This is a genomic window from Sphingomonas sp. Ant H11 (assembly GCF_000797515.1).
GTDB lineage: Bacteria > Pseudomonadota > Alphaproteobacteria > Sphingomonadales > Sphingomonadaceae > Sphingomonas.
Map to the genome: position 1 here is coordinate 83,673 of NZ_JSBN01000031.1, position 23,382 is coordinate 107,054.

A 23,382-nucleotide genomic window follows, 5' to 3' on the forward strand; every position below is an offset into this window, starting at 1 on the left:
TGCGCTCTTTTCGCGGTTTGGCGACGGAACGCAACCCATGCACCCTTGCCAAGCACCAGCAGGGAACGGCAAATGCGCGCCCATAGGAGACCAAGATGTCCGAGCAGGAGCTTTATCCCGTCCCGCCCGAATGGGCCGCCCACGCCCGCATCGATGCGGACGGCTATGACCTGCTTTATGGCCGTAGCCTGGCCGATCCCGGCAGCTTCTGGCTCGACCAGGCCAAGCGGCTCGACTGGATCAAGCGCCCGGAGATCGCTGGCGATTGGTCGTTCGACAAAACCGATTTCCACATCCGCTGGTTCGCCGACGGCAAATTGAACGTCGCCGCCAATTGCCTGGACCGGCATCTTGCAAAACGCGGCGGCGACACCGCCTTGCTCTGGGAACCCGACGAACCCACGGAGGAACCGCGCAGCTTCACCTATGCCGAGCTTCATCGCGAAGTCTGCGTCTTTGCCAATGTGCTCAAGGCGCAAGGGGTCGCCAAGGGCGACCGTGTCACCATCTATCTGCCGATGATCCCCGAGGCAGCATTCGCAGTGCTGGCCTGCGCGCGGATCGGGGCGATCCATTCGGTGGTGTTCGCTGGCTTTTCACCCGAGGCGCTGGCCGGGCGGATCGAGGATTGCGGATCGAGCATCGTCATCACCGCCGACGAAGGGCGGCGCGGCGGCAAGCGTGTGCCGCTGAAAGCCAATGTCGATGCCGCCGCCGCGCACGCGCCCGGCCTCAAGACCGTCATCGTGGTCGCCGCAACGGGTGCCGCCGTGCCGTTCGAACCGACACGCGATGTCTGGTATCACGAAGCGCGCGACGGCGTGCCCGCCCTTTGCCCGCCCGAGCCGATGGGGGCCGAGGACCCGCTGTTCATCCTCTATACCAGCGGATCGACCGGCCAGCCCAAGGGGGTGATGCACACCAGCGGCGGCTATCTGTTGTGGGCCAGCCTCACCCACGAATTGTGCTTCGATTATCGGCCGGGGGATGTGTGGTGGTGCGCAGCCGACATCGGCTGGGTGACCGGACACACCTATATTCTCTACGGCCCGCTCGCCAATGGCGCGACGACGCTGATGTTCGAAGGCGTGCCCAACTGGCCCGACGCCAGCCGCATCTGGCAAGTGGTCGATCGCCACAAGGTCCACACAATCTTCACCGCACCCACCGCGCTGCGCGCGCTGATGAAGGATGGCGACGATTTCGTGGCCCGGACCGATCGCAGCTCGCTCAAGCTGCTCGGCACTGTCGGCGAGCCGATCAACCCCGAAGCATGGCGCTGGTATCACGAGGTCGTCGGCGGCGGCCGCTGCCCGATCATCGACACCTGGTGGCAGACCGAAACGGGCGGCGCGATGATCTCTCCGCTTCCCGGCGCGACCGCGCTCAAGCCCGGTTCGGCGACCAAGCCGATGCCCGGGGTCGACCCGCAACTGGTCAATGCCGATGGCGAGATTCTGGGCGGCGCGACCGAAGGCAACCTCGTCATCGCCCGCAGCTGGCCGGGACAGATGCGCGGCGTATGGGGTGATCGCGAACGCTTCTTCCAGACCTATTTCACCACCTATCCCGGCAAATATACCACGGGTGACGGCGCGCGCCGCGATGCCGATGGCTATTGGTGGATCACCGGCCGCGTCGACGACGTGATCAACGTCTCGGGCCACCGCATGGGCACCGCCGAGGTGGAAAGCGCGCTGGTGCTGCACCCCGAAGTGGCCGAGGCCGCCGTCGTCGGGATGCCACACGATATCAAGGGCCAGGGCATTTACGCCTATGTCACGCTCAATTCGGGGCACGCCCCGTCCGAGGCGTTGCGCAAAGACCTGATCGCCTGGGTCCGCAAGGAAATCGGCCCGATCGCCGCGCCGGACAAGCTGCAATTCGCGCCGGGGCTGCCCAAGACGCGCTCGGGCAAGATCATGCGCCGGATCCTGCGCAAGATCGCCGAGGGCGACGTGTCGAGCCTGGGCGATACCAGCACGCTCGCCGATCCGTCGGTGGTCGATGATCTGGTGGCGAACCGCGTGGCCTGACGCGCAGGCACGTGTTGCGGAGCCCCCACCCCACTGTTATGGTCAAGCATAACACAGGTTTTAGGGGGCTCCTTCATGCGTACATCCACCTTCGCCCGGCTCGCCGCCGCGGCTGCCATCGTCGCGCTCGCGGCACCCACGCTCGCCAAGGATGCCAAGAGCGGGCCGCGCTACGGCACCTTCGGTGTCGATCTGACGACGCAGGACAAGGCGATCAAGCCGGGCGACGATTTCTGGACCTTCGCCAATGGCGCGTGGAACAAGCGTACGCAGATCGCCGCCGATCGCACCTCGGCCGGCTATTGGGTGGTGATCAGCGACGAAGCCGAACAGCACGTCCGCGACATCCTGACCGATCTCGCCGCCAATCCCGCCAGCTTTGGCGCGTCGGGCAAGCAGATCGGCGATCTCTACGCGAGCTGGATGGACCAGGCCGCGATCGATGCGCGTGGCACCACATCGCTCCAGCCCTATCTCGCCAAGATCGCTGCCGTGCAGGACAAGGCCGCGTTGCAGACGCTGTTCGCCAGTGTCGGCTATGCCTCGCCGGTCGAACTCGGCCAATTGCCCAATCCGTCCGACCCGACCCGCTATGTTGCCGCCGCCAGCCAGGGCGGGCTCGGCATGGGCGGGCGCGATTACTACCTGCTCGAAGGCGCGAAATATGACGGCTTCCGCAAGGCCTATCGCGACTATGTGATCCAGATGCAGACGCTGGCGGGCATTCCCGACGCCGCGACCAAGGCCGATGCGATCATCGCGCTCGAAACCGCGATGGCCAAGGAGCAATGGAGCCCCGAGCGCCAGCGCAATCTGATGGAGATGTTCAAGCCGATGGACCGTGCGGGCATGAAAGCGCTCGCGCCGCAATTCGACTGGGATTTGATGCTGAAGACCGCCGGGCTCGACAGCATCCCGACCGTGATCATGGCGACCAGCACCGCGCTGACCGCCAATGGCAAATTGCTCGATTCGGTGCCGCTGCAGACATGGAAGGACTGGGTCGCGTTCCGCTTCGTCAGCGATCACGCACAATTCCTGCCCAAGGCGTTCGACGATGCGAGCTTCGCCTTTTACGGCAAGACGCTACGCGACCAGCCGACCCAGCGCGACCGCTGGAAGCGCGGTGTTGCCCTCGTCAATGGTGCGTTGGGCGAGGCGGTCGGCCAGATTTACGTGGCGCGCTATTTCCCGCCCGAGAGCGAAGCCAAAATGGGCGAGCTGATCGGCGATCTGCGCGGCGCACTTGGCGAAAGGCTCACGGCGAATAGCTGGATGGACGCCAAGACCAAGGCGGCGGCGCTTGCCAAGCTCGACAAGTTCGACCCGCGCATCGGCCACCCGGCCAAGTACATCGACTATGCCAGCCTCAAGATCGATCGCGGCGATCTGCTCGGCAATGCGATGCGCAGCGGCGACTTCCAGCATCAGCTCGATCTCGACCGGCTGACCAAGCCCGTCGATCGCAGCCTGTGGGACATGACCCCGCAGACGGTGAACGCCTATTACAATCCGCTCTCGAACCAGATCACCTTCCCCGCCGCGATCCTGCAGCCGCCCTTCTTCGACCCCAAGGCCGATGCCGCGGTCAATTACGGCGCGATCGGCGCGGTGATCGGGCATGAGATCGGCCACGGCTTTGACGATCAGGGCAGCCTGTTCGACGGGACCGGCAAGATCAGCAACTGGTGGACGCCCGAATCCAAAAAGGCCTTCACCGCGCGCACCGCCGTGCTCGGCAAGCAATATGACGGCTATGAACCGATCCCCGGCACGCACATCAAGGGATCGCTCACCATGGGCGAGAATATCGGCGATCTGGGCGGCGTGGAAATGGCCTATGCCGCCTATCAGCGCTATCAGGCCAAGCACGGCAAGGCACCGGTGATCGGCGGGCTGACCGGTGACCAGCGCTTCTTCCTCGCCTGGGCGCAAGTCTGGCAGGAAAAGGACCGCGAAGGCGCGCTGCGCCAGCAATTGCTGACCAATGCGCACAGCCCGGCCTTCTTCCGCGTCAACGGCGTCGTGCGCAATGTCGATGCCTGGTACACCGCCTTTAACGTCAAGCCCGGCGACAAGCTGTACCTCGCCCCCGCCGACCGGGTGCATATCTGGTAAGGTGAATGAGACCGGTCGTCCTTCCCGCCGCGCGGGAAGGACGATCGGTTACCGCAGCAGCACCAGTTCCTCCGCCATCGACGGATGCAGCGCGACCGTCTGGTCGAAGGCGTCCTTGGTCAGCCCGGCCTTCACCGCAACCGCCGCCGCCTGCAAGATCTCGGGTGCATCGGGGCCAATCATATGCAGCCCCAGCACCACGCCGGACTCGGCATGGCACACCATCTTGTAGAGCGCGCGTTCGTTGCGGCCGGCGAGCACATTCTTCATCGGGCGGAAGTCCGAGGTATAGACCTTGACCGAACCGAACTTGTTCTTCGCCTGCGCCTCGGTCAGGCCGACGCCCGCCATCGGCGGGTGGCTGAACACCGCGCTCGGGATATTCTCGTAATCGACTTGGGTAGGCTTGTTGCCAAACAGCGTATCCGCAAACGCCTGCCCCTCGCGGATCGCGACTGGGGTCAGTTGCACGCGATTGGTCACGTCACCGACGGCATAGATGCTGTCGCAGCTCGATTTGTTGTCGTCATCGACGACGATCGCGCCCTTGTCGTCCAGATCGACGCCCGCCGCCGCCAGGCCAAGCCCTGCGGTATTGGGGGTGCGTCCGGTTGCGAACAGCACGCAATCGACCTCAATCGGTTCATGATTGGTCATCGAGACCAGCAAGCTGCCGTCGGCTTGCTTCTCGATGCCGCGGAACGCCGCGTTGAAGCGGAAGTCGAGCCCCTTCATCATCGAGATCTGCAGCAGCCGGTCGCGGATCGATTCGTCATAACCGCGCAGGATCACATCGCTGCGGTTGATCAGCGTCACCTTTGCGCCGAATTCGTTGAAGATACCGGCGAATTCATTGGCGATATAGCCAGCGCCCGCGATCAGGATGCGCTTGGGCACGGCGTCGAGATGGAATACTTCGTTCGAGGTGATGCCATGTTCGTGCCCCGGGCATTCCGGCACCACCGGCGTCGCGCCGACCGCGATCAGAATGTATTTAGCGGTCACCTCGCGCCCGTCGCCCAGCCGCACGCTATGCGGCCCGGTCACCTCCGCGCGATCGAGGATGATGTCGACGCCATTGTTGTTGAGCGTGGCGGTATAGGCACCGTTGATGCGGCTGACTTCTTCCATGACATTGTCGCGCAGCCGCACCCAGTCGAAGCCGAGATTGTCGGGCACGTCCCAGCCAAAGCGCTTGGCGTCCTTCAGATCCTCGGCGAAGTGCGCGCCGTAGACGAGCAGCTTCTTGGGCACGCAACCGCGGATAACGCAGGTGCCGCCAACGCGATATTCCTCGGCCACCGCCACCTTCGCACCATGTGCAGCGGCAACGCGCGACGCGCGCGTACCGCCCGAACCGGCACCGATGACGAAGAGATCGTAATCATAAGAAGCGGTGGTCATCGAAAGCTCCGTAAGGGAATTCAGCGCAAGCCCGCGCGCGCATCGGCATCGCGTCGATCGCGGCGATCAGGGTTGCGGGGGTAATCGGATCGGTCTGTCGCAGGGCTACATGCCCGTCCTTGCCGATCAACAGGACAGCGAAACGATCACGCGGTAGCGACCAAAGTTGGCGCAACGCCGCCGCGGAATCGCGCACGCCCGCCACGCGATCCGCCATGACCGTGACGATCACGACGTCGCGCGCGGCGAGCGGCTCCTGGCTTGCGGCAAGCGCAGCGATCTGCTGCTGCGCTTGCCGATCGGCTTCGGCGGGCGCGGCGATGACAAGCAATCGGTGGTGATGACGCATCTCCACCACCGATTGGGTCATCAACGCCAGCGCCGCCAGCAACATCAGCCGAACGCGCGCTTGATCAGGTCGGTGGTCGACACGTCGAACTCTTGCCCGCCCGCATCGGCCGCCTTGGCCATTTCCTTGCCCAGCTCGACGCCGAACTGGTCGAACGGATTGATGCCGAGCAGCACGCCATTCACGAACACACGCTGCTCGTAAAACGCGATCAGCGCGCCGAGCGTGCGCGCATCGAGCACTTCGAGGAGGATCGTCGAAGACGGCCGATCGCCCGAATAGCTGCGCGCGAGATCGTCATTGGGCCGCCCCTTCATCAGCGCCGCCCCTTGCGCAAAGGCATTGAGCAGCAATTGGCGGTGATGTTCTTCGGCCAGCGTATCGCCCGGTTCGATCACCGCGACGAATTCGACCGGCACCAGATGCGTGCCCTGATGCAGCAACTGGAACACGGCGTGCTGCGCATCGGTGCCGACGCCGCCCCAGGTGATGGCAGCACTTGGACGGCCGAGCGGCTTGCCGTCGATCGTCACGCCCTTGCCGTTCGATTCCATTTCGAGCTGCTGGAGATAGGACGGCAGCAACCGCAACCGCTCATCATAGGCGAAGGTCGCGCGCGTCTCGGCGTGGCGGACCTGCGTGTAATAGAGATCGGCAAACGCTGCCAAAGCCGGCGCATTCTGGCTGAGCGACGTCTGGCGGAAATGGCGGTCCATTTCGCCCGCACCATCGAGCATGTCCTGGAAATTGTCCCATCCGAGCGCCAGCGCCGCCGGGAAGCCGATCGACGACCACAGGGAATAGCGCCCGCCAACCGACTCGGCGAAGGGCAACACGCGGGTTTCATCGACGCCCCATTCGACCGCCTTGTCGGGGTCGGCGGTCAGCGCAACGACGCGGCCATAGACGTCATCCACCCCGCCTTCGCCCATCCACTGCAGCACCGATTCGGCGTTGGTCAGCGTTTCCTTGGTGGTGAAGGTCTTGGACGCGATCACCAGCAATGTGGCGGTCGGATCGAACTTCTTGAACACCTCTTCCAGTGCCGCACCGTCGATGTTGGAGACGATCGCGACGTCGTAGCGGCTGTCTTCGCGCCCCAGCGCGTCGATCAGCAGATCGGGCCCAAGTGCCGATCCGCCGATGCCCACGTGCAGCACATGGCGAATCGGCCCGAGCGCCTCGCCCTCGATCGCGTCGATCAACGCGCGCATGCGCGCGTGCAGCACCCGGGCCTGGGCGACATCGTCGACACTGCCTTCGCCACGCTCGGCGACATGGGTGACGGCGCGGCCTTCGGTGGTGTTGATGATCTCGCCCGCGAACAGCGCCTCGCGCTTGCCCGCCAGGTCCTGCGCCTTGGCCAGCGCCTCGAACGCGGCCACCGCTTGCGCCGTCAAATGCGTCTTCGACCAGTCGAAATGCAGACCCGCCACATCGACGCTGAAGGCCGCCAGCCGGTTGGGGTCTTCGGCGAACAGGGTTTCCAGGCGCGGCGCGGGCAAGGCTTCGATCGCGGTCCAGTCGGCAGGCATTAGGGCACCTCTTTGGTCAATGGGGGCGGGGGGAGGGTCCGCCTTAGATTGCCCTAGCGCCGCGCGGTTACAACCGCCAGCTTGACGCGACACCGGAGCCGCACCAAACCGCGCGCATGGCCGACCCCACCTCCCCCGCCCGCAAATCCGAAACGCGCGAGACGCTCGTCTTCTTGCTGAAGCTCGCGGTGATCGTATTCGTGTTCCGCAGCTTCGTGTTCGCGCCGTTCAGCATCCCGTCGCAATCGATGCTGCCGCGATTGTACATCGGCGACTATCTGTTCGTGTCGAAATGGAATTACGGCTATTCGCGCTGGTCGCTGCCGTGGGGCGTTCCGCTGATCCCGGGCCGCATCCTTGGGCGCGATCCGGCACGCGGCGACGTGGTGGTGTTTCGCGGCCCGCCCGGAGAGGATCACGATGTTATCAAGCGCGTGATCGGCCTGCCCGGCGACACCATCCAGATGCGCCACGGCCAGGTGATTCTCAACGGCACGCCCGTGCCCAAGGTCCGTGTCGCCGATTTCACCATCCCGCTCAGCCCGAATTATCCCGGCGGCAGCGAATGCCCGAGCGAGTTCGAGGACAGCCTGAACGGCACCCCGATCTGCCGCTATCAGCAATTCCGTGAGACGCTGCCGAACGGCAAAAGCTACAACGTGCTCGACCGGGGCGAGCAGCCCAATGCCGATGAGACTGGCGTCTATGCCGTCCCCGCCGGGCATATCTTCGTGATGGGCGACAATCGCGACGACAGCGGCGACAGCCGCTTCGATCCGCCCGAAGGCATGGGCATGGTGCCGATGGAGCGCGTCGAGGGCAAGGCAGTCTTGTCGTTCTTCTCGACCGATGGTTCGGCCAACTGGTTCCTGCCGTGGACGTGGTTTTCGGCGGCGCGCTGGAGCCGGATCGGGGCAGGTTTTTGAGCAACACGCTGCACGACTGGCTGACCGCGGCGCTGGGCCACGCCCCGCTCGACCTGATACCGTTCGAACGCGCGCTGACGCATGGCAGTCAGGCCGCAGCGAATTATGAGCGGCTCGAATTTCTGGGCGACCGCGTGCTCGGGCTGGTGATGGCCGAATGGCTGTTCGAGCTGTTCCCGGGCGAGCCCGAGGGCGCCTTGTCCAAGCGGCTGAATGCGCTGGTGACGGGCGCGGTCTGCGCCGATGTCGCACGCGGCCTTGGCGTCGCCGCGCAGCTCCGCCTCGGCAAGCAAGCGCGCGACGATGGCGCGGCCGACAGCGACAATGTGCTGGGCGACGTGATGGAGGCACTGATCGGTGCCTTATACCTCGAAGCGGGGCTGGACGGCGCGCGCCGTGCGATCCGCAAGATCTGGGCGGACCGCCCCAGCCGCCAGATCGCCGCCCCGCAACACCCCAAATCCGCGCTGCAGGAATGGGCCGCCGCGCACAATCGCAAGACGCCGGCTTATGACGTGGTCGAGCGCTCCGGCCCCCACCACGCCCCGCGCTTCCGCGTAAAGGCCACGCTCGGCACGTTTGCCGAAGCCGAAGCCGAAGGCAGCTCCAAACAGGAAGCCGAAACGGCGGCGGCGGCGGCGTTGCTCGCCAAATTGCGCTAAGCGCGCGACAGGTTCAGGGCGAACGGTGTATGGGGGGGCGGACGGTATCGTTACTTCCGTTCGCCCTGAGCCTGTCGAAGGGCACCTTCCCACACGGGCGAGGCTGACATATGGCGTTCTGGGCCTATCTCTTGCGCTGTTCCGACGGTAGCTTCTACACCGGCCATACCGAAGCGCTTGAACATCGCATCGGCCAGCATCAGTCCGGCCAGATCCCCGGCTACACGCACACCCGCCGCCCGGTGACCCTGGTTTGGAGCCAGGACTTCCCCTCTCGCCTCGAAGCGCTGGAGGCAGAGCGCCAGATCAAGGGGTGGAGCCGCGCCAAGAAACAGGCACTGATCGCTGGCGATTGGGAACGGCTTTCCTTACTGGCACGGAATCGCCAAGATACGAGCAGCCCTTCGACAGGCTCAGGGCGAACGGAATTGGCGGGCGATGTCTCCCGTACCGTTCGCCCTGAGCCTGTCGAAGCGCCCGCACTACCCAAGGACCATCAATGACTGACCCCACCCCCCAACATTGCGGCCTCGTTGCCATTCTCGGCGCGCCCAATGCGGGCAAATCCACCTTGGTCAATGCGCTGGTCGGGCAGAAGGTGGCGATCGTCAGCCCCAAGGCGCAGACCACGCGCGTGCGGCTGATGGGCGTCGCGATCGAGGGCGACACGCAGCTCCTGCTGGTCGATACCCCCCGGCATTTTCGAACCCAAGCGGCGGCTCGATCGCGCGATGGTGCAGGCCGCCTGGGGCGGTGCCGAAGGGGCCGACGTGCTCGCCTTGGTCGTCGATGCCAAAGGCGGGCTCGGCGCCAAGGTCACCGATATTGCCGAGGCGATCAAGGACCGCCGCGAACCCAAATATCTCATCCTCAACAAGGTCGATCTGGCCGACAAGGGCAAGCTGCTGCTGCATGCCGAGAAATTGACCGGCATGGTCGATTTCGCCGAGACCTTCTTCGTCAGCGCGGCGACCGGCGACGGCCTGCCCGAACTGAAGGCGCACCTCGCCAAGGCGATGCCCGAGGGCCCATGGCATTTCCCCGAGGATCAGGTATCCGACGCAAGCGAGCGCAGCCTCGCCTCCGAAGTGACGCGCGAGCAGCTCTATCTCCAGCTCCACGCCGAACTGCCTTATGCCTCGGCGATCGAGACCGAACAGTATAAGGAGCGCGAGGACGGCTCGGTCGAGATCCACCAGCAGATTTTGGTCGAGCGCCCGACGCAACGCGCGATCGTGCTCGGCAAGGGCGGCGCGCGCATCAAGGAAATCGGCGCGCGCGCGCGGGCGGAACTCAGCGAGATCATGGGCCGCCCGGTCCATCTCTATCTGCACGTAAAGGTGCGCCCCGGCTGGGACGACGAACGCGACGTCTATCGCGAAATGGGGCTGGACTGGGTGGAATGAGCAAGACCGTGAAGGCGGCGCTGGTCCAGGCCGCCCCTATCCCGCTGGCAATCGGCGACGGCATCACCGCCCTGCTCGATCACGTTGCCGATGCCGCCGATATCGGCGCACAGTTGGTCGCGTTCGGCGAGACGTTTCTCGGGGGCTATCCGATCTGGCTGGATGAAGCGCCCAATGCGGCCTTGTGGGATCATCGCGGGACACAGGCATTGCATGCGATCCTGCTCGACCAGGCGCTGCGCCCCGACGATCCGCGCCTGGAACCGCTGCAGCAATTGGTCGATGCAGCCAATATTCTCGTTTCCGTCGGCGCGCATGAACGGGTGCGCTCGAGCCTGACCAACACCCAATATCTCTTCCGCCCGGGCTTGCCGCCGCTGCTCCATCGCAAGCTGGTGCCGACGCATGGCGAACGCATGATCTGGGGCCGGGGCGACGGCTCGACGCTCGATGTGCATCAAGCACCGTGGGGCACCGTCGGATCGCTGATCTGCTGGGAGCATTGGATGCCACTTGCGCGGGCAGCGATGCACCATGCGGGCGAAGCCGTGCATGTCGCGGCGTGGCCGACGGTGCGCCCGATGTACCGCGTCGCCTCGCAGCATTATGCGTTTGAGGGGCGTTGCTTCGTGCTTGCGGCCGGGCTGGTTCAGCACCGGCGCGATTTGCTGGACGGGCTCGACCGGGTCGGCGGCGATGCAGATGCGCGCGACCTGATCCTCGGCATCGCCGATACCCAACTGCAATCGGGCGGGAGTTGCATCATCGCGCCCGACGGGACACTGCTTGCCGAAACCGGCGCGGATCCCGACCTGTTGATCGCCGAGCTGGATCTCGATGCAATCGGGCGCGGGCTGACCGCGCTCGATACCGATGGCCATTATGCCCGGCCCGACGTCTTCGAATTGCGGGTCGATCGTCGGCCCCGGCTGGGCGTGGCCGATGCCGAGGACGGATTCGCGCAGGGCTGAACGTTCAGGAAAGGCTCGTCAGCAGCGCATCGACCCAGGCTGGCACCAATTCTCCCGCGGGGCCGAGCCGGGTTTCGTGAAAATAGCCGCTGCCCGCCGACCGCTCCAGGTTCAGTTCCAGCGTCCGCGCGCCCGCATAGCGCGCACCCTGCACAAAACCGGCGGCGGGATACACCGCGCCCGACGTACCAATCGAAACGAACAGGTCAGCCTCCCCCAGCGCGCGCTCGATCCGGTCCATCGCATAGGGCATTTCCCCGAAGAATACGATGTCGGGACGCAGCGCCAGCCTCCCGCACGCGCCGCACGGTGCCTTGGGCGGCAGAGCCGTTACCCAGCGCACACGCGCGCCGCAGGCGGCACAAAGGGCCGATTGCAATTCGCCATGCATATGCACCAACCGCGCAGCGCCCGCGCGCTCATGCAGATCATCGACATTTTGCGTGACGATCAACAGTTCGCCACGCCACGCCGCATCGAGCCGCGCGAGCGCGACATGCGCCGCATTGGGGACAACAGCCGACAGCGCGGCGCGGCGTGCATCATAAAACCGATGGACCAAAGCCGGATCGGCGGCGAGCGCATGAGGCGTACATACATCCTCGACGCGGTGCCCCTCCCACAAGCCGCCAGGACCGCGAAACGTGGCAATTCCACTTTCGGCCGAAACACCAGCACCGGTCAGGATCACAAGGTTGTGCGCGTCGGACATTAGACCACGCATAACTTAATCCTCGCCCCCGTGCCACGTCCGGTACCGTCATTCGACAAGATCCGTCCGTCGCCTCGGACAACAGAAGCGTCTGCACTTATATATGGTTAATATTTAAATAATTATTACAAAACGTTCTGCCGACACGATGCTCACTATTCCGACGCTCTACAATACAAAAAATGAGCAATTGGATTTTAGAATGAACTTTCTTGCCCAAGTTAAAATCGGTAAACGATTGCTTATCATTGGCGCAGCATCACTGGCCGGTCTTTCGCTCGTATTGATCTTGTCGGTCAATCAGCTGAATTCGGCTTTGCGACAGGGCTTTAACGAGCGCACCAAGCAGACCCTTGAAGTGGCCTATAGCCAACTTCAGCGCTTCCAGGCCGAGGAAAAAGCCGGCCGGATGACGCACGATCAGGCTCAAGCCACTGCAAAAGAAGCGATCCGGACGATGCGCTTCGGCAAGGACAGCTATTTTTTCATCCTCGACACCAATTACAAGATGATCCTGCATCCGGTGAAGCCCGAGAAACAGGGCAAGATGGTCCGTGACGAAAAGGATGCCGACGGAAGAACGCACTATCAAACGATGGTCGAGGTCGCGACATCGCCTGCGGCTGCCGGCTTTGTCGATTATAATTTCAAGCTTCCCGATGGTTCGGGTTCAAAGCCGAAAATCTCGTATGTGCGCCTGTTCAAGCCGTGGGGCTGGGTGATTGCCACCGGCGTGTTCAACTCCGAGATCAACGAGGCCGTTTCCCGCTCGGCGTGGAACCTGGCGATCGTAGTGGTCCTGGTTCTCGCCGCGCTCGCCGCCGTAATCCTTACGATCAGCAATTCGATTACGGGACCGCTCAAGCATATCACCGCTCGCATGGGGAGCCTCGCCGACGGCGATACCCAGGCCGAAATCCCGGGCACGGAACGCGGTGACGAACTGGGCGGGATGGCGCGTGCGCTGCTCGTGTTCCGCGACAACGCCATTGCCAAGTCGTTTGCAGAAGCGGTCCAGGCCAAGTCGGACGCCGACCAAAAGGCGATCGTGTCGCTCCTTTCGGAGAAGCTGGAAGCTCTGTCCGAGGGCGACCTCACCAGCACGCTGCAGGACGGTGTTCCCGCCGACTATGTCGCGCTGAGCAACAACTTCAACACCGCGCTTTCCAACCTGCGCGATTTGATCGGCGTCCTCGCCGAGGGCTCGATGCGGATCGAAACCGGTTCGCATGAAATCGCGGCCGCCTCGGACGACCTCGCCCGGCGCACCGAGAGCAATGCTGCAAGCCTGGAACAGACGTCCGCAGCGCTTTCGCAAATGAACAGCCGCCTCCGCTCCAGCGCCGAAGCCGCAGACCGTACCGTCAATTCCGCACAGCAAGCGATCGGCGTGGTCGGGTCGGGTCGATCGACCGCCGAACAAGCGACCGCCGCGATGATCCGCGTTTCCGATAGCGCGCGCGGCATCGACAGCGTCATCGAAGGTCTCGACAAGATCGCCTTCCAGACCCGCGTTCTCGCCATGAATGCGGCGGTGGAAGCTGGCCGGGCGGGTGAAGCCGGGCGCGGTTTTGCGGTGGTCGCCGATCTGGTTTCCGCACTGGCGATGCGCGCAGAGGAAGAGGCACGCCGCGCCCGCGAACAATTGACCGCGACGCAGACCGATATCGTTGTCGCAGTCGATGCCGTTAAGAATGTCGATAGCGTGCTGCAGCAGATCAGCGGCAGCGTCGAGCAAGTCCACGAGTTCGTCGAATCGATGGCGAACGACAACCGCGCTCAGTCGTCGACGATCAGCGAGATCGCCTCCGCCGTGAATGCGATGGACCACTCCACCCAACAGAATGCTGCCATGGTCGAACAAACCTCGGCCGCCGCGCGCAATCTGGCTGGTGAAGTTGCCACGCTCAGCCGCCAATCGGCCCGCTTCAATGTCGGCTCGACCTCGCCGACCAGTATGCCAAAGCCGGTGGCCATTGCAGCGCGCGCGCGGCCAAGTGGAAAAATCTCCCAGCCGCCGCTTGCCGCCCGCACACCGACCGCCGCCAACGCCGACTGGGCAAGCTTCTAACTCCCGAGCGGGGTGACCTGCGAAGGCCACCCCAAACACCGCTCCCTTCACGACACCACCGCTCCGCGCCCCGTTTGGGACGCCTGGCGGAGCCTTGCCAACAAGATCGAGGATCATCATGCGCATCTCCCGTTCCGGTTTCGCCATTGGCGTTTCGCTGCTTTCCCTTGCCACCGCCTCGGGCGCAGCCCACGCCGCACCGGATGCTTCGGCTTCGCCGAGCGCGCCCGCCGCCAGCCCGTCGCCAACCTCCGAAGCGAGCAGCACCAAGCCGACCGCCGTAGCCAGCGCCGCCAAGACAGCGCAGCAAGCCAATGTCGACCCCAACCGGCCAGTACCGCCCGCACAACGGTCGACCCCGCCGAGTGAAGCAACCGAGCAGCGCGCGCCCGCCAACCCGTCGGTGCGCACCTATCCGCGTCAGGCCGACGGCCATGGCATCATGCTGGGTGGCTATAACGCCTCGCGATGGGCCGAAGATTGGCGCGCGATGCGGGACCCTAAGAAGCGCAAGGATATCCTCGATCGCCTCAAATACATCCCGATCGACGACCAGGGCAAAATCTACATCACGCTGTCGGGCGAGGTGCGCTATCGCATCAACGACTATTCGGAGCCCAATCTGGTAAAATCGGGATATCGGCTGGAGGAGCAGACGCGTCTGGTCGGCGGTGCCGATGTCCATATCGGTCCCGTGCGTTTCTACGGCGAACTCGGCCATGGTGGGTTGAGCGGGTACAATTACGGCGTGGCACCGGCAAAATCGCGCGACGCCCTCATCGCCCAGCAATTCTTCGGGGAAATCAGCGGGACGATCGGCAATTTCGGCCTCGGCGTGCGCTATGGCCGTCAGGAATTTACCGATGGCCCCTCCAATCTGGTGTCGCAAAAGGACAACAACACCATCCATACCTCGGTGCAGGGTCTGCGCGCCTGGGGCCAGACCGGCGACGTCCGCGCCGACATCTTCGATTTCAAGCAAGTCACGCTCGGCACGCAGGGGCTCAGCGACGATGTCACCGACGACAAGACGCGTTTCTCCGGGGCGACGTTCGGCCTGGTGCTCGCCAATTCCGCGACCCGTAAGGTGTTCCTTGATCCGTTCGCCTGGCGCGAGCGCAATGATTCCCTGAAATGGGGCCGCGTGACCGGACGCGAAGTGCGCAACTATTATGGTGCCCGCCTGTGGGGCAGCCTCGATCGGTTGACCCTCGATTGGACGGTCGACCATCAAAGCGGCACCTTTGCCGGGCACGACATCAGCGCGTGGAACGCCTTCATCGCGCAAACCTATGTCATCGATCCCAAACACTGGAAGCCAAAGGTCGGCATCCATTTCGACTTTGGCGAAGGCGGCGGCAGCTATGGCAGCGGTACGCTTCATGTCGCCAAGGCCCCGTTTGCGGGGACGATCGCCTATAGCTATCAGGGGGCGCTCAACTTCACCAACCTGTTCCAGGCGTCGCCCAACCTCACGGTCTCACCCTTTAAAAAGCTGGATCTGACGACCGAATATCAACACAGTTGGCGGGTCAGCCCGCACGACGCGATCTACCGCGGAGCGGGCACCCCTTATACCGGCAGCGAAACCCTTCCCGGTAATAATGTTGGTGACGCGATCCGCCTTCAGGCGACGTTGAAGGTTACGCGTCGGCTGTCGATCGTCGGGCGCTATGAATATTTCATGCCCGGCCCGATCCTCGACCGGCTCGGCTATGTCGATTCCCACTATCTGGCCAGTTGGGTAAGCTACCGCTTCTGACGATCCGCCTGCCCCCGCCCTAGTCGCTGCGTTTCGACCAATTCCTGCATGGCGTCGGCGGCTCTGCTTCGGTAGAGCCGCCTCGCAGCAAATCGGGAGACGTGCGATGACCGCAATCGGGATTATCGGCAGCGCGGGCCGAATGGGCCAGGCGCTTGCCGCCGTAGTGCCCGACCTGGGCGCGACATTGGCTGGAGGAATCGACGCGGGTGGCGATCCCGCCGTGCTGGCGCTGGATGCTGACGTGCTGGTCGATTTTTCGACGCCGGCAGCGCTGGAGCGCACGCTTGCCGCGGCACGGCAAGCGCGCACGCCGATCCTGATCGGCACCACCGGACTTGCTCCAACGCATCACGCGCTGATCGACGTCGCCGCAGCCGAAATCGCGGTGTTGCAAACGGGCAATGTCTCGCTCGGTGTCACCTTGCTCGCCAAATTGGTGCGCGAAGCGGCGTCGAGGCTGGGGCCCGATTGGGACATTGAAATCGCCGAGATGCACCATCGCCACAAGGTCGACGCCCCCTCTGGCACCGCCCTGCTGCTCGGCGACGCCGCCGCCGCCGGGCGCGGTATCACCCTTGCCGAAGCGCGCGTGGCGGACCGTGCCGGGCTGACCGGCGCACGCTCCGAAGGGACGATCGGCTTTGCCAGCCTGCGCGGCGGATCGGTTGCGGGCGATCATCTGGTGATCTTTGCCGGCGAGGGCGAGCGGATTGAGATCGGGCACCGCGCCGAAAACAGAGCGATTTTCGCGCGCGGTGCTATCACCGCCGCGCTGTGGCTCGCCGAGCAAGGCGCCGGACGCTACAGCATGGACCAGGTGCTGGGGGTTTGAAAAAAGCCGACGTCGTCGAATTTTATGCCCGGCTGGCGGCGGACAATCCCCATCCGGAAACCGAGCTGGAAGCGGGCAACCCGTTCCAGTTGGTCGTCGCAGTCGCGCTGTCGGCACAGGCGACCGATATCGGCGTCAACAAGGCCACCAGGCGGCTGTTCGAACAGGTGAAGACGCCCGCGCAAATGGTTGCGCTTGGCGAGGACGGGCTGAAGGAGCACATCAAGACGATCGGCCTGTTCAACACCAAGGCCAAGAATGTGATCGCCTTGTCGCAGCGCCTGATCGATGTTTACGGTGGCGAGGTGCCCGCCGATCGCGACGCGCTGGAAACGCTGCCCGGTGTCGGGCGCAAGACCGCCAATGTCGTGATGAACGTCGCCTTCGGGGCCGAGACGTTCGCGGTCGACACGCATATCTTCCGCGTCGGAAACCGTACCGGTCTGGCGCGCGGCAAAACGCCGCTGGCGGTCGAACTGAAGCTCGACAAGGCGACCCCGCAACCGTTTCGGCTGCACGCGCATCACTGGCTGATCCTGCACGGCCGATATGTCTGCAAGGCCCGCACCCCCCGAATGCTGGCGGTGCGTCGTCCGCGACCTGTGCGCGTACAAGCCCAAGACGACAGCACCAAAGCGTGGCGCGACAGAAGCGACGTGACACGCATATGATGGCGCTGTGCCGGTCATGCCAGACCGCAGGTAGGGACTGGCGCAGCGCGATTGGCTTTGCTAGGCGAAGGATCAGGCACCCGTAGCTCAGCTGGATAGAGCGCTGCCCTCCGAAGGCAAATGCAAGCTCTTTCTGATGGTCGAGGGTGTCGTAAAAAACGAGTGAAACCAAGCGATTGGCGAAACTCGAAGGAAGCACGAAAATCGCATTCGAGGTCGCGGAAGCACCACGGAAGCAAACCGAAAGGAGGTTGTGGAGTACGAATGGCGATGATCGGCGAGGCTTTAGCCCGCGTCGTTTGAGCCATGTCGATTCTAGAATTCGCGATTGACCGTGGTCGATCTCGGACACTATCTGAATATCGATGCGCCCGTAGCTCAGCTGGATAGAGCGCCACCCTCCGAAGGTGGAGGCCACACGTTCGAATCGTGTCGGGCGCGCCAACTTAATATTAGGTTGATATCTTGCATATTTGCGGAGCGCCGTTGCAGAGCAATTCGCCGTATTGACCTCCAGATATTTCAGAGGTCATTCAAGTTGGCAGCGCCGCAGAGCGCGATGTTCAATTCTTGCAGGACGATTTCTTCCGGATAGCGGCTCCTCGTTGCCCTCCCGTGACCGAGTCCGGATCCATCCCGTCCCGTCGATTGCCGCTGCTAGTACATCAAACACCGCTGATGTCTTCATGCTACCAGACTGAGGCTTAGTCCGGGAGTCTTGGATCTGTCCCTGTCGGATGGCACGCACGGCGCTCGCTTGGTAATCTCTATAGCACTCGACGGGTGTACTCTCGTTCGGGAAGCGACCAGATCGGATGTCTCAAACGTCGATTGTCAGGGAAAATTCAGACAGGATTGTTAGAGAACAAACTGGGAATAATATAATGCACGTACTTGAGGCTACTCTTTGCTCATTTGCATTACGCCGCTGTATACGAGAACACGAACTGCATCGATCCTAGCGCGAACCACCCGCTGGAAGCGTTGTGCTCTTACGTTATTGAGCACAACGATATTTATTGCGTACTTTGCAATTAACTGTAAGCGACGTTCGCGTCCCATTCGCAAAGGTTTGGCGTGGGGATTGCAGCCTGTTGATCAGCGTGTTTGCAAATCGTTGGCGGCGGGTATGGAGGCGGCAACGACGGAGAATCACGAGGTGCGGCCGAACGACCAGGGCAGGAGTTCGTCGATCCGGGACTGCGGGTGACCAGTTGCGATCGCTTTGAGGGTCGCTTTCATCCAGGCGTAGGGCTCCACGCCGTTGATCTTGCAGGTGGCGATGAGCGAAGCTATGCGCGCCCATGAACGACCTCCTTCGTCGTGACCAGCAAATAAACTATTTTTACGCGTCAGAGTCAGCGGCCTGATTTGATTTTCGACGGGATTGGTGTCCATCTCAACGCAACCATCGTCGAGAAACAAGGTGAGGCCATCCCAATGGTTCAGGAGATAGGCGATCGCCTTGCCCATCTCGCTGCCCGGCGACAGGCGGGCGGCTTGCTCGCGCAGGAACCTCTCGAGTTCAGCGACCAGCGGCCGTGATCGCTCGTTACGGGTCTTTTTGCCGAGCCGGGGCGTCGGCGCCACGGATCTCCTTCTCGATTGCATAGAGTGCGGCGATGCGCGCGAGAACGGCTTCGGCGATCGGTGAGCCGGCTTTCGGAGTTGCTGCGATGATCTCACGCCTTGAGTGGGACCAACATGCGGCCAGCCGCAGTGGCACGCCGCCTTTGCGCTCGGGCCGTGCGAGCCGATGATAGCCCTGGTATCCGTCGACCTGAAGGATGCCGTCGAAGCCCTCGAGGATGCGCTCAGCATGTCCGCCACCGCGTCCTGGTGCGTAGTGGTAGACCACGATTGGTGGATCAGCGCCGCCGTGGCCGCGATCGTCGCGCAGGACAGCCCACAGATAACCGGTCTTCGTTCGGCCCCGGCCCGGATCGAGCACGGGCGCCCTGGTCTCGTCCATGAACAAGCGGCCCGATTGCTTCATCACGACGCTCATGCGCTCGACCAGCGGCGCGAGGTGGAAGGCGACCGTTCCCATCCAGTCTGCCAGAACGGCGCGATCGATGAAGATGCCATGCCGGGCCAGAACCTGCGACTGACGATAGAGTGGCATGTGCTCGCTGAACTTGGCGACCGCCACCTGCGCCAGCAGCGCCTCGGTGGGGATGCCACCCTCCACGAGATGGGCGGGCGCGGCGCCTGAGCAACACCGGCGCAGCCGTTTGCGCAGGCGTAGCGCGGTCGCACCGTCTCGATCACCCGATACTGGGCCGCCATGACATCGAGACGACGGGAGCGATCCTCGCCGATCTGGACCATCCGACCGCAGCCGCAGGGACACTCGAGGTTCTCGGGTTCGATCACCTGCTCGATGCGCGGCAGGTGCGCGGGAAAGGCACGGGCAGCGCGGCCGGTCCGGCGGCTGGACGGCGCCGTGCCGGCGCGGCGCGCACGATCGTCCTGGCGCTCCTGGACTTCGGCGATGGCAATCTCGATGTCTTCGAGAACCAGTTGCATCTGATCGGGATTGAACTTCTCCGAGCGTTTGCCGAAACGTGCGCGCTCGTACTCCTTCACGAGCAGTTCGAGGCGTTCGACGGTCTCTTTGGACGCAGCCAGTTCGCTCTCGACATGAAGGCGCGCCGAGCATTCATCGTCAGCGCGACGACGCTCGGCTTCAATCATCGCTTCCTGCGCGCGGAAGAGCGCTCGCAAATCGGCGGGCAGCGCTGCAAGACGGGCGGGATCAATCGGGGATGGCGACACATCCGCAAGCTATCATCCCAAAGCCCCGCGCGAAACAGGTTGTCGGGTCTGAGTCAGTTCGCCGCAGCTGGCGTCGCGACAATCCGTTCGCCCACTCGCTTCCAGTTCAGTCCTTCAAACAGCGCTTCGAACTGCACGCGCGTCAGATGCATGACGCCGTCGCTGATCTGCGGCCACTCGAAACGACCATCGCGGCCAAGGCGCTTGTAGACCAAAACGAGGCCGGTGCCGTCCCATAGCAAAATCTTCAGCCGGTCGGCGCGCTTCGAACGAAAAACCACGATCAGGCCCGAATGCGGATCAAGCCCAAGCGTGTTTTGCACCAGGCCGGCCAGCGCGTCGTGCCCACACCGGAAGTCAACAGGACGCACAGCAAGCACAATCCGCAGTCCCTGCGCCGGAATGATCATGCGCCACGCTCGATCGCAGTCACGATCTCCGCGATCCGCACCGCCGACACGTCCGCATCCAGGCGGACCGAAACCTTGCCAATCGTAATCTCGACGGGCCCCTCGCTCTTGCCTGACGCCGCTGGATCGTTCAGCTCGATCGACACGAAATCCGCCGCGTCGTCCGTGACCAATGCGAGCCGGCCAGCACGCGCCAATCTGCGCCACGTCGTCAACTGCTGGGCCTTCACACCATAACGCCGTGCGACATCACATACGCGGGCGTCGGGCTTCATGCTCTCGAAAACAGCGCGCCCCTTGATCTCCGCAGACCATAACCGGCCTCCAGAACGCGTCCGGCGCGTAAGCTTCCCTACAAAGCCATCAGCTTCGGCTTCCTCCCCCGATTGTTCCATCGCCTTCAGTCTCCTCTTGGCTCTCTGACCAGCCAAGAATCGCAGAGCGAAAGCCGAAGGGAAACCAATCAATCAAATGGGAGAAAAGCTCCGCTTACAATTAACTCGTCGCCCACATCAGCTTTGAGCGACGAGGATTGGGACTCGTGCGTGCATGCGGCCGAAATCGTACCCGATCGCTCGATCCGGGGATGCACAGCGGTTATCCAGGCAGGCGAGCGGATGATCACCCAGTTGGCGGCGGCTTATAACAATCGCGGTGTCGCGCTGCGGTCGAGTGGAGATATCGACCGTGCCATGGAGGATTACGATCGAGCACTTCGTTTGTCCCCCGACTACTATGTCGCGCTCAACAACCGAGGCGTTGCTTTAATGAGCAAGGGAGAGCTTGATCGCGCGATTTCTGATTTCGATCGCGCCGTACAACTGAGGACTGACTACCTCGGTGCCTATTATAATCGCGGGAAGGCACTCGGGCGTAAAGGACTCTTTGATCGTGCCATCGCGGATTATGATCTGGTCATCAAGGCTGATCCGAAGAATCCGACCTTCTTGTTCGAACGCGGAACGATGAAAGCGAACGCTGGAGATCAGAGCGGCGCGGATGCTGATTTCGAGCGCGCCGAATCGCTCAGGTCGAATGGTGCGCGGACGACGCGGCCACGATGAAACTCGCCCAACCTAGACGCCGTTGAACTTGTCAGGCTGATGGGAGCCGCAACTCCGCGTGAAGGCCTCCATTTCTGCCATTGGATAGTTCGACAGAGCCGCCGTGCAGTGTGGCGAGATCGCGGACGATTGCGAGTCCGAGCCCGCTTCCCGGTTTGGCCTCGTCGAGCCGCTCGCCTGGGGCGAACGCGCGGTTTAGTGCATCAGCCGGGATGCCTGGCCCGTCATCAACGATCGTAATAAGGAGCTGCCCCGTCGGGGTATCGCGCGTAGCTTGATCGAGACAACACCACGAGCCCACTTGCAGGCATTATCGACCAGGTTGGCGACCATCTCGTCAAGGTCGTTGGGATCGACGGCGGCAAGCAATTCCGTCTCGGCTGTATGGACGATCGTCAGCTCACGATGAGCATAGAGCCGCCGCATCGCCGCGGCTATTGATGCGAAGGCAGGTTCGACCTGCGTGATGACGCCAGGCAGGCCGGCGTTGGCTGCGGCACGGGCTCGGGCAAGCTGGAAATCAATCTGGCGCTGCATCCGCCCTGTTTGCTGAGTCAGGACCGCGGCGCCCTCGGTATCACCTCTCGCGAGCAGCCGGCGCGCTTCGTCCGTCAGCACGGCCAATGGTGTCTTCAGGCCATGCGCGAGATTGCCCGCCTGCGTGCGGGCGCGGCGAACCATCTGGGTATTGGCGTCGATCAGAGCGTTGAGATCATCGACCAGCGGCCGAACTTCGGACGGGAAGTCACCAGGCAGGGTTTCTGCTTTGCCCGCGCGAATGTCGCCCAGCGCGTCGCGCAGACGGCGCATGGGACGCAGACCAAACCAGGCCTGCAACGTGCCGGCCCCAATTAGGGCTATTGCCAGTGTGCCGAGTGACAGGGCCAGCGCCTGATTAAAATGTCTCAGTACATCATCGACGATCCGCTGGTCGGCGCCAATTTGAAGCACGTAACCGTTTTCAGCGGTCTGCCACGGTCGCTCATATGCGATCATCGGCTCACCAGCCGGGCCAGCTTCGACTGAGCGAGTAAGCTGCCGATCCGCCCCCCGCGCGGTGGCGGAAAAACGCCGTTGCGGTTCGAGGGAGGCTGATTGTAGGACGATGCCGTTGCGATCGCTCACCTGCCAGTAATAGCCAGTCCCGGGCTGCGCGAAGCGCGGATCACTGAGCCTTTGTGCCAGAGCGACATGTCCGTCGGCCGTGCGGGCCAACAGACCTTCGAGCTCGTCGAGATGACCGATCAGCTCGGCATTGACAAGCTCCGTGACGTGCGCCCGGAACAGCGCGGAAATCGAAACGCCAGCGACAGCGATACCTGTCACGGTCGTGAGAATAACGCCAACCAGCAGCCGGGCGCGCAGACTTCTGACCATCAGCCGAACCTGTAGCCCAGACCGCGCAGGGTCCTGATGGTATCGCGGCCGATTTTGCGTCGCAGCCGACCGACATAGACCTCGATCGTATTCGAGCTGCGTTCCTCATTCAGGCCGTAGAGATGGTCGAGCAACTCGGCTTGCGTCACGACGCGGCCGACGCGATGCAGGAAGAGGTGGAGCAGGCGAAATTCCTGTGCCGTCAATTCGATCGGCTGGCCCGCAACATTGGCGGTGCCGGCAACGGGGTCAAGCACGATATCTCCGTGGCGCAATTCGGAGGTGGCTTGGCCCG

19 protein-coding genes, 1 tRNA gene and 3 pseudogenes are annotated in these 23,382 nt (G+C 63.3%); 13 read left to right on the forward strand and 10 right to left on the reverse strand.

Going from position 1 to position 23,382, the window contains the following annotated elements; genetic code table 11:
• The first annotated feature begins 95 nt into the window (after positions 1-95).
• Both acs and NW75_RS07565 read left to right on the forward strand, forming a co-directional pair.
• Positions 96-2,036 (forward strand): acetate--CoA ligase, encoded by a 1,941-nt coding sequence (gene acs / locus NW75_RS07560; RefSeq protein WP_033964543.1) that lies wholly within the window; start codon positions 96-98, stop codon positions 2,034-2,036.
• Between the two features lie 75 nt (positions 2,037-2,111).
• Entirely contained in the window at positions 2,112-4,154 is a 2,043-nt protein-coding gene (locus tag NW75_RS07565) for a M13 family metallopeptidase (RefSeq protein WP_033964544.1), read from the forward strand.
• Between the two features lie 48 nt (positions 4,155-4,202).
• Here the strand turns inward: NW75_RS07565 and gorA are convergent, their stop codons facing one another.
• From gorA to pgi, 3 genes are read right to left on the reverse strand one after another with little or no spacing between them, the layout of a single operon-like run.
• Entirely contained in the window at positions 4,203-5,558 is a 1,356-nt protein-coding gene (gene gorA / locus NW75_RS07570) for a glutathione-disulfide reductase (RefSeq protein WP_033964545.1), read from the reverse strand.
• Positions 5,539-5,952, reverse strand: coding sequence for a DUF4174 domain-containing protein (locus NW75_RS07575; RefSeq protein ID WP_052192288.1), 414 nt, complete (start codon positions 5,950-5,952; stop codon positions 5,539-5,541). The genes gorA and NW75_RS07575 overlap by 20 nt, the downstream gene beginning before the upstream one ends.
• Positions 5,952-7,442: a glucose-6-phosphate isomerase gene (gene pgi, locus NW75_RS07580; RefSeq protein WP_033964572.1), complete on the reverse strand. Its 1,491-nt coding sequence runs from the start codon at positions 7,440-7,442 to the stop codon at positions 5,952-5,954. The genes NW75_RS07575 and pgi overlap by 1 nt, the downstream gene beginning before the upstream one ends.
• Before the next feature lie 116 nt (positions 7,443-7,558).
• Here pgi and lepB point away from each other — a divergent pair, with 116 nt between their 5' ends.
• The 5 genes and pseudogenes from lepB to NW75_RS07605 all read left to right on the forward strand — a co-directional run bounded on the left by lepB (position 7,559) and on the right by NW75_RS07605 (position 11,407).
• Entirely contained in the window at positions 7,559-8,368 is an 810-nt protein-coding gene (lepB, locus tag NW75_RS07585; protein WP_033964547.1) for a signal peptidase I, read from the forward strand.
• Complete coding sequence (gene rnc / locus NW75_RS07590) at positions 8,365-9,030, forward strand: ribonuclease III (protein ID WP_033964548.1); 666 nt, start codon at positions 8,365-8,367, stop codon at positions 9,028-9,030. The genes lepB and rnc overlap by 4 nt, the downstream gene beginning before the upstream one ends.
• A 110-nt stretch (positions 9,031-9,140) precedes the next feature.
• Positions 9,141-9,533: a GIY-YIG nuclease family protein gene (locus tag NW75_RS07595; protein WP_081988672.1), complete on the forward strand. Its 393-nt coding sequence runs from the start codon at positions 9,141-9,143 to the stop codon at positions 9,531-9,533.
• Positions 9,530-10,436 (forward strand): annotated as a pseudogene (gene era, locus NW75_RS07600) (GTPase Era). The gene NW75_RS07595 and the pseudogene era overlap by 4 nt, the downstream one beginning before the upstream one ends.
• Positions 10,433-11,407, forward strand: coding sequence for a carbon-nitrogen hydrolase family protein (locus NW75_RS07605; RefSeq protein ID WP_033964549.1), 975 nt, complete (start codon positions 10,433-10,435; stop codon positions 11,405-11,407). The pseudogene era and the gene NW75_RS07605 overlap by 4 nt, the downstream one beginning before the upstream one ends.
• Positions 11,408-11,411: 4 nt before the next feature.
• Here the strand turns inward: NW75_RS07605 and NW75_RS07610 are convergent, their stop codons facing one another.
• Positions 11,412-12,119, reverse strand: a complete 708-nt coding sequence (locus NW75_RS07610) for an NAD-dependent deacylase (protein ID WP_033964550.1) — start codon at positions 12,117-12,119, stop codon at positions 11,412-11,414.
• Positions 12,120-12,321: 202 nt separating this feature from the next.
• Here NW75_RS07610 and NW75_RS07615 point away from each other — a divergent pair, with 202 nt between their 5' ends.
• From NW75_RS07615 to NW75_RS07635, 5 genes and pseudogenes are all read left to right on the forward strand, one after another.
• Positions 12,322-14,190: a methyl-accepting chemotaxis protein gene (locus NW75_RS07615; protein WP_033964551.1), complete on the forward strand. Its 1,869-nt coding sequence runs from the start codon at positions 12,322-12,324 to the stop codon at positions 14,188-14,190.
• 118 nt (positions 14,191-14,308) lie between these two features.
• The gene (locus tag NW75_RS07620; protein ID WP_033964552.1) at positions 14,309-15,952 is read left to right on the forward strand and encodes an alginate export family protein; all 1,644 of its coding nucleotides are present in this window, start codon (positions 14,309-14,311) and stop codon (positions 15,950-15,952) included.
• A gap of 106 nt (positions 15,953-16,058) precedes the next feature.
• Positions 16,059-16,787, forward strand: a complete 729-nt coding sequence (gene dapB / locus NW75_RS07625; protein WP_033964553.1) for a 4-hydroxy-tetrahydrodipicolinate reductase — start codon at positions 16,059-16,061, stop codon at positions 16,785-16,787.
• Positions 16,784-17,447, forward strand: a pseudogene (gene nth / locus NW75_RS07630) (endonuclease III). The gene dapB and the pseudogene nth overlap by 4 nt, the downstream one beginning before the upstream one ends.
• A 378-nt stretch (positions 17,448-17,825) precedes the next feature.
• A tRNA-Arg gene (locus NW75_RS07635) sits at positions 17,826-17,902 on the forward strand.
• Between the two features lie 708 nt (positions 17,903-18,610).
• Here the strand turns inward: NW75_RS07635 and tnpC are convergent.
• The 3 genes and pseudogenes from tnpC to NW75_RS07650 all read right to left on the reverse strand — a co-directional run bounded on the left by tnpC (position 18,611) and on the right by NW75_RS07650 (position 21,041).
• A pseudogene (gene tnpC, locus NW75_RS07640) lies at positions 18,611-20,155 on the reverse strand (IS66 family transposase).
• Positions 20,156-20,289: 134 nt separating this feature from the next.
• Positions 20,290-20,646 (reverse strand): IS66 family insertion sequence element accessory protein TnpB, encoded by a 357-nt coding sequence (gene tnpB, locus NW75_RS07645; protein ID WP_011090953.1) that lies wholly within the window; start codon positions 20,644-20,646, stop codon positions 20,290-20,292.
• Positions 20,643-21,041 carry a transposase gene (locus NW75_RS07650; RefSeq protein ID WP_081988673.1) on the reverse strand — a complete coding sequence of 133 codons (399 nt, stop codon included), beginning with the start codon at positions 21,039-21,041 and terminating at the stop codon, positions 20,643-20,645. Before NW75_RS07650 ends, tnpB begins: the two co-directional genes overlap by 4 nt.
• A 123-nt stretch (positions 21,042-21,164) precedes the next feature.
• On the opposite strand from NW75_RS07650, the gene NW75_RS07655 reads away from it, so the two are divergent.
• Complete coding sequence (locus NW75_RS07655; protein WP_197057745.1) at positions 21,165-21,710, forward strand: tetratricopeptide repeat protein; 546 nt, start codon at positions 21,165-21,167, stop codon at positions 21,708-21,710.
• Positions 21,711-21,741: 31 nt separating this feature from the next.
• Here the strand turns inward: NW75_RS07655 and NW75_RS28165 are convergent, their stop codons facing one another.
• The 3 genes from NW75_RS28165 to NW75_RS27700 are packed head-to-tail and all read right to left on the reverse strand — an operon-like array spanning position 21,742 to position 23,344.
• Complete coding sequence (locus NW75_RS28165; protein ID WP_197057746.1) at positions 21,742-22,011, reverse strand: sensor histidine kinase; 270 nt, start codon at positions 22,009-22,011, stop codon at positions 21,742-21,744.
• A complete protein-coding gene (locus NW75_RS07660) occupies positions 21,906-23,087 on the reverse strand; it encodes a sensor histidine kinase (protein ID WP_052192289.1) in 1,182 nt (393 codons plus the stop codon). The genes NW75_RS28165 and NW75_RS07660 overlap by 106 nt, the downstream gene beginning before the upstream one ends.
• The gene (locus tag NW75_RS27700) at positions 23,087-23,344 is read right to left on the reverse strand and encodes a winged helix-turn-helix domain-containing protein (protein ID WP_331386015.1); all 258 of its coding nucleotides are present in this window, start codon (positions 23,342-23,344) and stop codon (positions 23,087-23,089) included. The genes NW75_RS07660 and NW75_RS27700 overlap by 1 nt, the downstream gene beginning before the upstream one ends.
• Positions 23,345-23,382: the final 38 nt, after the last annotated feature.